Below are 13,024 nucleotides of genomic sequence, written 5' to 3'. Positions count from 1 at the left end.
GGCCTCAGCCGCCCAGCGCGGCGCCATCGCGGCGCGGATCGGCGGCGCCGTCCAGTCCTTGCGGCGTCACGCGGATCGCGGCGGCGCCGCTTTTCATTTCGACCTGCTCGACCTTGTGGCCCTGCGCGGCCAGTTGCGCCGCCGCCTGCGGCGGCACCCGGCCCTTTTCGACCTGGCTGCGGCCGGTATTGCCGGCGACGTGCGGCAGCGCCAGCGCATCGGCCGGGCGCAGCCCCCAGGCCAGCGTGCCCACCACGGCCTGGGCGATGTAGTCGACGATATAGCCGCCGCCGGCCGAGCCGGTGACCAGCGCCAGCTTGCCATCGCCATCGAACACCATGGTCGGCGCCATCGAGGTGACCGGCCGCTTGTTGGGCGCCATGGCGTTGGGCGCACCCTTGCCGTGCGCCGATGAGAAGTTGGTCAGGGCGTTGTTCAGGAAGAAGCCGTGCGGCATCAGCCACGAACCGAAGTTCAGGTTGATGGTGGTGGTCATGGACAGGGCGTTGCCGTGCGCATCGACGATGGCGACCTGGCTGGTTTCGGTGGTGCCCGGGGCCTCGGCGCCGCCGGGCGCCGCCACGCCCGCGAACACGCCGGGACGCGGCTGCGTCACCGCCTTGCCGGACAGCAGGGTGGCGCGCTGGCGCACGTAGTCGGGCGCGATGAGTTGCCGGACCGGCGCCTTGACCTGGTCGGGATCGCCGATATAGGCCAGGCGGTCGGCGCGGGCGATGCGGGCGCTGTCGATCAACAGGTGATCGGCCTGGGCGGAGCCCGGCGCCAGCGTGTCAATGCGGCGCGCGGCCAGCATGCCCAACTGCTGCAGCACCGAGACGCCGCCGAAACTGGGGGGCGGGAAGGTGCAGACCTTCCAGGACAGGAACGGGCCGCAGATCGGCGTGCGCTCGACCGGGCGGTAGGCGGCCAGGTCCTGTGCCTGGATCAGGCTGGGATGCTTGCCGGCGCCGATCACGGCGAGGATGTCGGCACTGAGCGCGCCGTGGTTGATGGCGTCGGGATCGGCCGCGACCTTGCGCAAGGCGTCGGCCAGCAACGGGTTGCGCACCGTGGCGCCCACCGGCAGCAACTGGCCCTGCGCGTCGTAGAACACCTGGCGGATCGCGGGATTCTCGGCCAGCTGCGGCAGCCGTTGCAGGCTGTCGTGCAGGTAGGGCGACATCGGGAAGCCTTCTTCGGCGCTGCGGATGCCGGCCTTGAACAGGCTGGCCCACGGCAGCTTGCCCTGGCGCTGGTGCGCCAGCGCCATCACGCGCACGGTGCCGGGCACGCCGACCGGGCGGCCCAGCCGGGCCACATCCTTGAGCGGCAGGGTGGCGCCGTCGATGTCGGTGCGCAGGCTGGCGGTGGTGCGCGCGGGCGCCGCCGCCAGGCCGTCCAGCGCGGACAGGGTGCCGCTGGCCTGGTCCCACACCAGCATCAGCGTGCCGCCGCCCAACCCGGACGATTGCGGCTCGACCACGGTCAGCACCATCTGCACGGCGATGGCGGCGTCGACCACGCTGCCGCCGCGCTTGAGCGCGTCGAGCCCCGCGGCCGCGGCCAACGGATTGGCCGCGGCGACCATGCCGGGGGAGGGGGAGGACTGCGCCTGCGCGACGGTTGCCGCGCATAGCGCCAAGGCGGCCAGGATCCGTGCGGTGCTGCGAACTGGCGTAGGCATGGGGCGCTCCGGGAAAGGACGACGGGCCATTATTCGCCCGTCATGGCGTCCTGTCCATAGCAGCCCGTGGGGCGCTCAGTCGCGTCGCGCGATGGCGTCGATCCAGAAGCGCGTGGAGGGATCCTGCGGCGCCGCCTGCTGGGCGGGCGCGTCCAGCTCGCGGATGATGTTCTTGGCCAGCGCCTTGCCGAACTCCACGCCCCATTGGTCGAACGGATTGATGCCCCAGATCACGCCCTGCGTGAACACCTTGTGCTCGTAGAGCGCCAGCAGCGCGCCGAGTGTGTAGGCCTCCAGGCGCGGCAGCACGATCAGCGAAGACGGCCGCCCCCCCGGGTGGACCTTGTGCTGCGCCAGCAGGCGCGCGCGCGCCGGATCGGATTCGACCTGTGACGTCTCGGCCAGCGCCTCGTCGAACGACTTGCCGCGCAGCAGCGCGGCGCGCTGGGCCAGGCAATTGGCGATCAGCAGTTCATGGTGGCGCGCATAGGCATGGTCGGGCTGTTCGCACAGGATGAAGTCGACGGGCGCGCCCGCGGCGTCCTGGTGCAGCCACTGGAAGAAGGTGTGCTGGCAGTCGGTGCCCGACATGCCCCACACGGCCGGCCCGGTCGGCACGCCCGTCGGGCTGCCGTCGGCGGTGGCCACCTTGCCCAGCGATTCCATTTCGAGCTGCTGGGCCCACGGCACCACGTGATAGAGGCGCGAATCGTAGGGCGAGATGACCAGCGAGTCGAAGCCCAGCACGCTGCGGTTGACGACGCCGGCCAGCGCCAGCTGCAGCGGCGCGTTCTCGGCCAGCGGCGCCTGGCGGAAATGTTCGTCCATGGCGGCGGCGCCGGCCAGCAGCTGGTCGAAGGTGTCATTGCCCAGCGCCAGCGCGACCGGCAGGCCGATGGCCGACCAGAGCGAATAGCGGCCGCCGACCCAGTCCCAGATCTGGAAGATGTGATCGGGCGAAATGCCCAGGTTGAGCGCGGCTTCGACATTGGCGGTGATCGCCACCACCTGCTTGATCGGGTCGGCCACGCCGGCTTCGCGCAGCCAGTTCATGGCGACTTCGGCGTTCGCCAGCGGCTCGGTGGTGGTGAAGGACTTGGAGGCGACGATGACCAGGGTGTTGTGCGGATCCAGCCGGCTCATGGCGTCGGCAATGGAGTGCGAGTCGACGTTCGAGGCAAAACGCACTTCGCGCTTGGCGAGGCCGTAGCGCAGGGCGCGCGTGACCAGGCGCGGCCCCCAATCGCTGCCGCCAATGCCCAGATGCAAGACACAGCTGTAGCGGTTGGCTAGATCGGCGTCCCGCACAAATTGACGCACGCGTTCCCGCTCGGTGTTCACGCTGGTCGCGACCATGGCGGGAGGCTGCGTGGCGCGCAGGGCCGTGTGCCAGGCGGGGCGGTGTTCCGTCCAGTTGGCGTCGCCGCCGTCGAACAAGCGGGCCCGCGCAGCCTCGAAGCCCTGCTGCTCCAGCAGATCGACGGCAGCTTCCTGCAGCGCCGGCGAATGCGCCTGCGCGCTCAGGTCCAGGCGCAAGCCGGGGGCGTTGATCAGGCGCAATTGTTCGCCGTCAAGACTGGCGGCTTTTGCCGCCGTGGCAAAGCGACGCCAGGCGGGGCTGTTGGACAGTGACATAGACGATCTAGAAAGGCAGGGTGACTTGGGGGGCGAGTTTAGCGAATTCCCTTCGGAAGTCGGCCTGGATGCGGCTCAGGGCCTCCGGTGTCTGCGCTTCGAAGCGCAGGACCACCACCGGGGTGGTGTTCGACGGGCGGGCCAGGCCGAAGCCGTCCGGGTATTCGGCGCGCACGCCGTCGATGGTGATGACCCGAGTGGCGCCCGGGAACTGGCCCTGTTCCTGCAGCGCCTGGACCAGCGAGAACGGCTGGCCTTCTTCCATTTCCAGCTTCAGCTCGGGCGTGGAGACGTCTTGCGGCAGGGCCTCCAGGGGCGCCCCGGCGTCGCTGTAGCGCGACACGATCTCCAGCAGGCGGGCGCCGGTATAGAGCCCGTCGTCAAAGCCGTACCAGCGCTCCTTGAAGAAGATGTGGCCGCTCATTTCGCCGGCCAGCGGCGCGCCGGTTTCGGCCAGCTTGGCCTTGACCAGCGAATGCCCGGTCTTCCACATCAGCGCTTCGCCGCCCGCGGCCTCGACCGACAGGCCCACGTGCCGGCTGCACTTGACGTCATAGATGATGGTGGCGCCAGGATTGCGCTCGAGCACGTCGCGGGCGAACAGCACCAGCTGGCGGTCGGGCCAGATGATCTGGCCGGACTTGGTCACCACGCCGAGGCGATCGCCGTCGCCGTCGAAGGCCAGGCCAAGCTCGCAGTCGGTGGTGGCCAGGCAATGGATCAGGTCCTGCAGGTTCTTGGGTTCGGCCGGATCGGGATGGTGATTGGGGAAGGTGCCGTCGACCTCGCAGAACAGCTCGGTGACCTCGCAACCCAGGGCGCGGAACAGCCGCGGCGCGATGGCGCCGGCCACGCCGTTGCCGCAATCGATCGCGATCTTCATGGGGCGGGCCAGTTTGACGCCCGAGGCGACACGGGCGATGTAGGCCGCCACCAGGTCCAGCTCGCGGCGCACGCCGGTGCGGGCGGCGGCCGCATCAGTGGGGCCGTTCATGCGCCGGGCCAGCGCCTGCACGTCGTCGCCATAGAGCGCGCGGCCGCCCATCATCATCTTGAAGCCGTTGTACTTGGGCGGATTGTGGCTGCCGGTGATGGCAACGCCGGAGCCGGTCTGCATGGTGTGGGCGGCGAAATACACCAGCGGCGTGGGCACCTGGCCGATATCCAGGGTGTCGACGCCGCCCTCCAGCATGCCTTCCTGCAGCGCCTGGGACAGCATTTCGCTGCTCAGCCGCCCGTCGCGGCCCACCACCAGCGTCTGCACGCCCTGCTCGCGCGCGACCGCCGCCAGCGCCCCGCCCAGCGAGCGGGCAAAGCGCGCGTCGATCAGGTCCGGGACGGTGCCGCGGATGTCATAGGCCTTGAAGACGGAGGCGGGAAATTGCGCGTTGTCGGCCACGGCGGTTCCTTGTTTTCTATGAGTGCTGTTCTGGTAAACCCCTAGTTCGACTCAGGCCGCAAACAGGGGGTAAAACACGAATTATCCCCCATTGCGAGGCGCCATACTGCCCCTTCCACGGCAGAGCGTCCTCCCAGGCTGGATTGGCCGCCCCGGCCTGGTGCCTGGCGCCGGGCGGGAATGCCTCGTTCCGGTGCGCCGGCGGGTCTGCCTGCCGGCCTGTCCGGGGACGGCGACCAATGGCATGGAACTTGCTCGTCATCCGAAGGTGATACGCTTGTCATGCAAGCAGAAAGACCGGAGGGGCCCAATGGGAGCCAAAGTATCCACAGTCACGTCATCAGGCGGCGCCCGGCGCAGGCGCGGGCCGCCCACGGACTTCGCCGGGCCGGCGGCCGGGCGGGAACGCCGGCTCGACATCCATGTTTTCACCTCGCCCCAGGGCGAGTTGGCGACGGGCCGCGCCTGGGAGCGCTGCGTCTGGCGCGACGCCCGCGTGCTGATCGCCGAGTGCCCGGCGCCGCACCTGCCCGCCTCGGTCGAAAGCGCCCTGCGCGCCATCGCCGCCAGCGTGGCGCGGGATCGCGCCTGGCAGGGCATGGGCACGGTCGCCTTTTCGCTCGATGACCGCAGCGGCGTGTTCCGCGTGATCCGAGCCGACTCGCAGCCCCGCTCGGGCGCCGCGGTGGCCGATTTCGAGCCGGTCGCGGCGCATGCGCTGGAAGTGCGCATCGACGGTTGCGCCGACCGCCACATGCCGTGCACGCACCTGCTGGTGTGCGGCGCCACCCGTGGCGAAGCGCTGCGGCGCGCCTATCGCGCCCTGTCCGAAATGCCGGGCCCCGCGGGCGTCGACCGGGCGTTCCTGATGAACCGCATCGCCTCGCGCGCCTATTGCACGGGCTTGACCGGCACCCGTCTGGACCAGGCCGTCGGCTGAGCGCCCGTCCTGCCTCTACAATAGTCCGCACCATCCCTGAACAGCGTCCGGGCGCGGCCCGGCGCGATCCTCTCCGTGCGGCGTCTATGACTTTGCTGAGCGAATTGCAGTCCCTCCTGGGCGAGTCCCATGTGCTGGCCGGCGCCGACGCCGAGCCTTTCGCGCTGGATTGGCGGCGCCGTTATCGCGGCGTGGCGCTGGCGGTGATCCGGCCCGGCTCGACGCAGGAAGTGGCCGACGCCATCAAACTGTGCGTGCGCCATGGCGTGCCGGTGGTGCCGCAGGGCGGCAATACCGGCTTGTGCGGCGGCGCCACGCCCGACAGTTCGGGCAGCGCCGTGGTGTTGTCGACCGCGCGCCTGAACCGCGTGCGGGCGCTGGACACCGACAACGACACCATCACGGTCGAGGCCGGCTGCATCCTGCAGGCGGTGCAACAGGCCGCCGCCGATGCCGGCCGGCTGTTTCCGCTGAGCCTGGCGGCCGAGGGCAGTTGCACCATCGGCGGCAACCTCGCCACCAACGCCGGCGGTACCCAGGTGCTGCGCTACGGCAACACGCGCGACCTGGCCCTTGGGTTGGAGGTGGTCACCGCCGAGGGCGAGATCTGGAACGGCCTGCGCGGCCTGCGCAAGGACAACACCGGCTATGACCTGCGCGATCTCTACATCGGCAGCGAAGGCACGCTGGGCATCATCACCGCCGCCACGCTCAAGCTGTTTCCGCGGCCGGTGGCCTCCTGCACGGCGCTGTTGACGCTGGACAGCATCGACAACGCGGTCGAGCTGCTGTCGCGCGCCCGCGCCGGTTTCGGCGCCGCGCTGACCGGCTTCGAACTGATGAGCGGCGATTGCCTGCAGGCGGTGGTGCGGTTGTTCCCGCAGCAACGCCTGCCGTTCGAGGGGGCCTCGGCGGCGTCGCCGTGGTTCGCGCTGCTGGAGCTGTCCGACAGCGAAAGCGAGGCGCATGCGCGCGAACGGTTCGAAACCGTGCTGGGCGAGGCCATCGAGGCGGGCCTGGTGAACGATGCGGCCATCGCGGCCAGCGTGGCGCAGAGCAAGGCGCTGTGGCATCTGCGCGAGAGCATTCCGCTGGCCGAGGCCGAGCTGGGCAAGTCGGTCAAGCACGACGTCTCGATCCCGATCTCCGCCATCGCCGGTTTCGTCCACCAGACCAACGCGTTGCTGCAGGCGCGCTTTCCCGGCGTGCGCCATGTGATCTTCGGCCACCTGGGCGACGGCAACCTGCACTACAACGTGGCCAATGCGCCTGGCCAGAGCGAAGCCGAACTGCTGGCCCTGCAAAGCGATATCTACGGCGTGGTCCATGACAGCGTGCACGCGCATGCCGGTTCCATCAGCGCCGAGCACGGCGTCGGCCAGCTCAAGCGTGACGAGCTGCCGCGCTACAAGAGTCCGGTCGAGCTGGCCCTGATGCGGCGCATCAAGCGCGCACTCGACCCGCAAGGCCTGATGAACCCGGGCAAGGTGCTGCAGGCCTGAGCGGGGTCCCCCGAAACCTTTCTTTCCATGAGGAACGATGCAATGGCGGCCAGTCCCGCGGCGGGTGCGAATCACCGGATCCTGATCGTCGAGGACGATCACATCATTGCCGGCAACCTGTATACCTTCCTGGAAACGCGGGGCTTCCTGCCGGACGTGGCGTACAGCGGTCCCGCGGCGCTCCAGCGGCTCGGGGAACAGCGTTTCGATGCCATGATCCTGGATATCGGCCTGCCCGGCATGGATGGCAACGCCGTGCTGCACGCGCTGCGCAACGAGCGGCGCCTGCCGCTGCCGGTGCTGGTCCTGACCGCCCGTGACAGCCTGGACGACAAGCTGGCCGGCTTCTCGCACGGCGCCGACGACTACCTGACCAAGCCGTTCGCCCTGCTCGAGGTCGAGGCCCGCCTGCTGGCGCTGATCCAGCGCGCCAAGGGAGCGATCGTGGACACCGTGCGGGTCTTCGGCGACCTGAGCTACGACACCCGCAGCCGCGGCGTCTCGATCGGCGGCAAGCCGGTGCACTTGACGCGCAAGGCCACGCTCATCCTGGAAGCGCTGCTGCGCGATCCGGGGCGGGTGGTATCGCGCGAGGAACTGGAAGCGCTGCTGTGGGGGAGTGAACCGCCGTCGTCCGACGCCTTGCGCAGCCAGGTCCACCTGCTGCGCCGCGCCCTGGCGGACGCTGGCTTTGACGGAATCGAGACCATGCACGGAACGGGCTGGCGCCTGGTGCAGACCGGAGGCGCCGCATGAGCCGCATCGCCGGAGCCGGCACCCTGACCCAGCGAGTGGTGTGGGCGCTGACCGGCACCGTGGCGCTGTTCGTGACGGCGCTGGCGCTGCTTGCCTACCTGACGTTCGACCAGATGGAAGACGATCTGGTCAACGACATCCTCAATACCGAAATGGATCGCCTGGTGCAGCACGCGCGCACCAGCGACCAGTTCCTGCCGCGCCGCGGCGCGCGCGAACTGGGCGGCTCCATGCGCGCCTGGCTCAGCGTCGACGGCCAGGCGCCGATCGGCATGCCGGAAGAGATCCGCGGGTTGGACAACGGCCTGCACCTGGTCGAGCCGGGCGCCTATACCTGGCACGTGATGGTGGCCGACACCGGCAACGGCAAGGTCTATCTGCTCTACGACGCCACCGACAACGAAGAGCGGGTACATGACTTCGGCCTGATCGTGCTGGGCGTGGGCGCAATCTGCGTGGTGGGCGCGTACGCCCTGTCGCGGCGGGTGGCGGCGGTGGCGGTGGGGCCGCTGCTGGAACTGACCGACCGCCTGTCGACCTGGGCGCCGGGGGCGCCCGACCTGGCGGTGACCCGGGACGACGAGGCCGGCCGCCTGATCGAAGCCTTCAACCGGGTACAGAACCAGGTCGATCGCTCCATTGCGCGCGAACGCGAATTCGCCGGCAACCTCAGCCACGAGGTGCGCACGCCGCTGGCCGCGATCCGCTCCGACAGCGAATTGATGCTGCTGACGCAAGACCTTACGGCCGACCAGCGCCAACGGCTGACGCGGGTGATGGATAACGTCGACGACGTCATCGTCTGCCTCGAAAGCGCCCGCGCCATGGCCCGCGACCAGATGCGTCCGCCCGAGCCGGTCGACCTGGCCGAGTGCATGCTGGATGCCTGGCGCGGCTACGAGACGCAGGCCGGCCTGGCCGAACTGCGTTTCGACAACCACATCCCGCCCGATCACATCCGCGTTCTGGATCGCTACGCCTTGCTGACCGTACTGCGCAACCTGGTGCGCAACGCCGTCGAGCATGCCGCGCCGGCCACCCTCACGGCTTCGCTGGGGACGGATGGCGCGCTGCAGTTGAGTGACGACGGCAAGGGAATCGCGGCCGACGACCTGCCATTCCTGTTCCGCCGCTATTACAGCGGCCGCCTGCGGGACGCGGGGACGGCGGGCCGCGACGAGACCGCCCGTGGCCTGGGACTGGCCATCGCCAAGCTGGTCTGCGACATGCAGGGCTGGACGCTGACGGTCGATTCTTCCCGCGAGGGGCCGCGGCGCGGCACCCGCTTCACCCTGCGCCTGGAGTCCAGCGCAACGACGGCCTGATGGCAGGGCGCCGGGGCGGCACACCGCGCCGCGTGTGGGCTGGCCGCCACGCCAGCCTGCCGGCCATCCTGGGGGTAACCGCCCCGGCCGCCGGATTTGACGAATTTTCGACTATCGGCCACCTAAGCTTTCCGCTTCGGCCGGTCGCCATCGTCCCTTCCGCTCCCCCCATGTCGTCGCCCCTACCGTCCGCGCTCGCGCGCCCGACGCCCGTCTCGTACCTGTGTACCCATGTGCTGGGGGTGACCCTGATCCTGGCCTGCCTGGCCTGGTGGGCCAATGCGTCCGGGCTGGACCTCGCCATCGCGCGGGCCCTGTTCAACCCGGCGCTGGACGATTTCCCGCTGCACACCAACCGCTGGCTGGAGCTGGTCGGCCATCGCATGGTGCTGGCGCTGCCCATCGGCATCGGCCTGGGCGCCGTCGCCGTGGCGGCCGCCAGCTACCGCATCCCCGCCTGGCGCCCCTTGCGCGCGGCGGCGCTGGCGGTGGCGCTGACCTGTATCGTGGGACAACTGGCCATCACCCAGCTCAAGCATCACACCACGCTGCCGCGGCCCTACGACCTGGACACGCTGGGCGGATATACCCCGTATCCGCTGAGCTGGTGGACCTGGGACCGCGGCAAGGCGGGTGGCGCGCTGCCCAGCGGCCATGCCGGCGCCGGCTATTCGATGTTGACCCTGTATTTCGCCGGCTGGGCGGCCGGGCGAGCCGACTGGCGTTGGCCGGGATTGGCGCTCGGCATCGCCGCGGGCGTCGGGTTTTCCGTGGTGCGCATCCTGCAGGGCGCGCACTTCCTGAGCCAGACGCTGTGGTCCGCCGCGCTCATGTGGCTGCTGGCCGCGCTGTTCTTCTGGCCGGTGTTGGCGCGGGGGCGGACGCAACGACCGAGCGCCTCGCCCGCCGCGTCCTTTCAATTCAGCAGCACCCCCGGCAGCCACAGCGAGAACGCCGGCACATAGGTGACCAGGGCCAGCGCCGCCAGCAGCGCGCCGTAGAACGGCCAGATGGTCCGCATCACCGTGCCGACCGACACCCCGCCGATGGCGCAGCCCACGAACTGCGTGGTGCCCACCGGCGGCGTGTTCAGCCCCAGCGCGCAATTCAGCAGCATCACCATGCCGAACTGCACCGGCCCCATGCCGTACTGCATGCAGATCGGCAGGAAGATCGGGGTGCAGATCAGGATGGTCGCGGCCATGTCCAGGAACGTGCCCAGCACGAACAGGATCACGTTGACCATCAGGAAGATCGCCCACGGACTGGTGGACACCGACGCCATCAGCTCGCCGGTCTTCTCCGCCACGCCGTAGAAGCTGATCAGGTAGCCGAAGGTGGCCGAGATGCCGATCAGCAGCAGCACCACGCCGGTCGTCTTGACCGCCTTGCTGGCGGCGCGCACGAACTGGTCCCAGGTCAGCGAGCGATACACGAAGATCGTCAGCGCCAGCGCGTACAGCACGGCCACCGCGGCCGATTCCGTGGCGGTAAAGACCCCGCTCAGGATGCCCACGATGATCAGCACCACCACGAACAGCCCCGGCGTCGCGGCCACCAGCGAGCGGGCCACGATGCGCCAGCCGGGGAAGGTGCCGGCGGGATAGCCGCGGCTGCGCGCCACGAAGTAGGCCGCCGCCAGGTTGCACAGCGTCAGGATCAGCGCCGGCACCACCCCGGCCGCGATCAGCGCCGCGATCGACACCTTGCCGCCCGCCGCCAGCGTGTAGATGATGATGTTGTGGCTGGTCGGCATCAGCGCGCCCACCAGCGCCGCGTGGGTGGTGACGTTGACCGCGTAATCGGCGTGATAGCCCTCGCGCTTCATCATCGGGATCATCACCGAGCCCATCGCCGACACGTCCGCCACCGGCGAACCCGACACGCCGCCGAACAGCGTGCAGGCCACCACGTTGGACATGCCCAGGCCGCCGCGCACGTGGCCCACCAGCGACTTGGCGAAGGCCACGATGCGGTCGGCGATGCCGCCGTACAGCATCAGCTCTCCGGTGAAGATGAAGAACGGGATGGCCAGGAACGAAAACGCATTCATGCCCGAGGTCATCTGCTGGAAGGCCACCGCCAGCGGCAGGTCCTCGTACATGATCGCGGTGATGGACGACAGCCCGATGGCGAACGCCACCGGCACGCCGATCACCAGGAAGCCCATGAAGGTGAAGGAGAGTAGGGTCAGCGCCATGCCGGTACCACCTTTTGGTTGCGCATCAGGGCGATGACATGCTCGACCGAGAACAGCGCGATCAGGACGCCGGACAGGGCCGCGGGCACGTACTTCCAGCCATTGGAGATGCCCAGGTTGGGAATCTTGTAGGCCCACACGGATTCGGCCAGCAGGGCGCAGTTCCACGCCATCAGCGCGCCGAACAGCAGCACCAGCAGGTGAATGAAGACCTTCAGGCGCCGCTGGCCGGCCGGCGGCAATGCGTCGACCAGCGACTCGAAGCCGATGTGGCCGGCGTCGCGCACGCCGACGGCCGCGCCCAGCATGGTGACGTACAGCACCAGCAGCAGCGCCAGGCTTTCGGCCCAGGTGGGGGTGCTGTTCAGCACGTGGCGGCCGACGATCTGCAGGGTGACCGCGACGATCAGGCAGACCAGCCCGAACACGCTGGTCCACATGCACAGGCGCGCCAGCCGGGCGCAGCCGCGGGAAAAGGCGTCCAGCGGGGCGGCCGGGGCATGCGCCCGGCCCCCCGCCGCGACATCCGGGTCATGGGTAGAGGTAGCCAACATGCGGATTCCTTACTGGACGGCCTGGATCTTGGCGACCAGGTCTTTCATGTCGGGCGTGGTGACGAAGCGGTCGTAGACCGGCTTCATCGCCGCCTGGAACGAGGCCTTGTCGACCTCGACGATCTGCGAACCGGCCTTCTCGACCACCGCGCGCGACTTCTGCTCGCGCTCGTCCCACAGCTTGCGCATGTAGGGCACCGACTCGCGCGCGGCTTCGCGCAGGATCTTCTGGTCGTCGGCCGACAGCTTGTCCCATTGGCGCTTGGAGAAGATCAGCATTTCCGGCGTCATGGTGTGCTCGGTCAGCGCGTAGTATTTGGCGACCTCGTAGTGGTGCGCGCTTTCGTAGCTTGGGTAGTTGTTCTCGGCTGCGTCCACCAGCCCGGTCTTGAGCGAGGTATAGACCTCGCCCATCGGCATCGGCGTGGCGTTGCCGCCCATGGCTTCCACCATCGCCACCGACAGATCCGACTGCTGCACGCGGATCTTCAGGCCCTTGGCGTCGGCCAGCGTCTTGATCGGCTTGTTGCGCGTGTACATCGAGCGCGAGCCGCTGTCGTACCAGGCCAGGCCGACAAAGCCCGCCGCTTCGCAGGACTTCAGGATCTGTTCGCCGATCTCGCTGTCGAGCACCTTGTGCAGATGCTCCTTGGAACGGAACAGGAACGGCAGCGACGGCACGCGCGTGGTCTGGCAGATGTTGTGCATGGCCGCGCTGGACACGCGCGCCATGGCCAGCGCGCCCATCTTCACCTGCTCGATCGAGTCGTCTTCATTGCCGAGCGCGCCGCCGGCGTACACCTTGACGGTGATGCGGCCGTTGGTGCGCTGCTTGACCAGTTCGCCGAACTGGCGCACGGCCTGCACGGTGGGGTAATCGTCGGGATGGATGTCCGCGGAGCGCAGCTCGGCGGCATGGGTGGCGGGAACCAGCGTCAGCAAAGCGGCCGCGGCCAGGATGGCGCGGGTCAGGGTCGGGCGCAACATGTCTACCTCCGGTTGGGAGTACGGCGTTTCGTTGAGGGCCAT

Annotated in this window: 11 protein-coding genes; 5 read left to right on the top strand and 6 right to left on the bottom strand. The window is 69.2% G+C overall.

Going from position 1 to position 13,024, the window contains the following annotated elements; genetic code table 11:
• Window positions 1–4: 4 nt before the first annotated feature.
• The 3 genes from AruCF_RS22180 to AruCF_RS22170 all read right to left on the bottom strand — a co-directional run bounded on the left by AruCF_RS22180 (window position 5) and on the right by AruCF_RS22170 (window position 4,718).
• Window positions 5–1,684, bottom strand: coding sequence for a gamma-glutamyltransferase family protein (locus tag AruCF_RS22180; RefSeq protein WP_235432703.1), 1,680 nt, complete (start codon window positions 1,682–1,684; stop codon window positions 5–7).
• A 75-nt stretch (window positions 1,685–1,759) separates the two neighbouring features.
• A complete protein-coding gene (gene pgi / locus AruCF_RS22175) occupies window positions 1,760–3,319 on the bottom strand; it encodes a glucose-6-phosphate isomerase (RefSeq protein WP_049076197.1) in 1,560 nt (519 codons plus the stop codon).
• Between the two features lie 7 nt (window positions 3,320–3,326).
• Entirely contained in the window at window positions 3,327–4,718 is a 1,392-nt protein-coding gene (locus AruCF_RS22170) for a phosphomannomutase/phosphoglucomutase (RefSeq protein ID WP_049076196.1), read from the bottom strand.
• Between the two features lie 310 nt (window positions 4,719–5,028).
• Here AruCF_RS22170 and AruCF_RS22165 point away from each other — a divergent pair, with 310 nt between their 5' ends.
• The 5 genes from AruCF_RS22165 to AruCF_RS22145 all read left to right on the top strand — a co-directional run bounded on the left by AruCF_RS22165 (window position 5,029) and on the right by AruCF_RS22145 (window position 10,206).
• Entirely contained in the window at window positions 5,029–5,658 is a 630-nt protein-coding gene (locus AruCF_RS22165) for a BPTD_3102 family carboxylase-like protein (protein WP_049076195.1), read from the top strand.
• An 86-nt stretch (window positions 5,659–5,744) separates the two neighbouring features.
• Window positions 5,745–7,160 carry an FAD-binding oxidoreductase gene (locus tag AruCF_RS22160; protein WP_049076194.1) on the top strand — a complete coding sequence of 472 codons (1,416 nt, stop codon included), beginning with the start codon at window positions 5,745–5,747 and terminating at the stop codon, window positions 7,158–7,160.
• A gap of 42 nt (window positions 7,161–7,202) precedes the next feature.
• Window positions 7,203–7,916: a response regulator transcription factor gene (locus AruCF_RS22155; protein WP_049076193.1), complete on the top strand. Its 714-nt coding sequence runs from the start codon at window positions 7,203–7,205 to the stop codon at window positions 7,914–7,916.
• A complete protein-coding gene (locus AruCF_RS22150) occupies window positions 7,913–9,241 on the top strand; it encodes a sensor histidine kinase (protein WP_083036878.1) in 1,329 nt (442 codons plus the stop codon). The genes AruCF_RS22155 and AruCF_RS22150 overlap by 4 nt, the downstream gene beginning before the upstream one ends.
• Before the next feature lie 170 nt (window positions 9,242–9,411).
• On the top strand, window positions 9,412–10,206 hold the full coding sequence (locus tag AruCF_RS22145) for a phosphatase PAP2 family protein (RefSeq protein ID WP_049076188.1): 795 nt from the start codon (window positions 9,412–9,414) through the stop codon (window positions 10,204–10,206).
• Here the strand turns inward: AruCF_RS22145 and AruCF_RS22140 are convergent.
• Genes AruCF_RS22140 through AruCF_RS22130 form a run of 3 tightly spaced genes read right to left on the bottom strand, consistent with a single transcriptional unit; the run spans window position 10,158 to window position 12,982 of the window.
• The gene (locus AruCF_RS22140; protein WP_049076186.1) at window positions 10,158–11,441 is read right to left on the bottom strand and encodes a TRAP transporter large permease; all 1,284 of its coding nucleotides are present in this window, start codon (window positions 11,439–11,441) and stop codon (window positions 10,158–10,160) included. The two genes, AruCF_RS22145 and AruCF_RS22140, sit on opposite strands and share 49 nt — an antisense overlap.
• Window positions 11,432–11,995, bottom strand: coding sequence for a TRAP transporter small permease (locus tag AruCF_RS22135; RefSeq protein WP_080977491.1), 564 nt, complete (start codon window positions 11,993–11,995; stop codon window positions 11,432–11,434). The genes AruCF_RS22140 and AruCF_RS22135 overlap by 10 nt, the downstream gene beginning before the upstream one ends.
• A 9-nt stretch (window positions 11,996–12,004) precedes the next feature.
• Window positions 12,005–12,982: a TRAP transporter substrate-binding protein gene (locus tag AruCF_RS22130; RefSeq protein WP_049076185.1), complete on the bottom strand. Its 978-nt coding sequence runs from the start codon at window positions 12,980–12,982 to the stop codon at window positions 12,005–12,007.
• Between the last annotated feature and the right edge of the window lie 42 nt (window positions 12,983–13,024).

This window comes from Achromobacter ruhlandii (assembly GCF_002082135.1).
In the GTDB taxonomy this organism is placed as follows: domain Bacteria; phylum Pseudomonadota; class Gammaproteobacteria; order Burkholderiales; family Burkholderiaceae_B; genus Achromobacter; species Achromobacter ruhlandii.
This window is presented reverse-complemented; position numbering and strand designations above follow the sequence as displayed.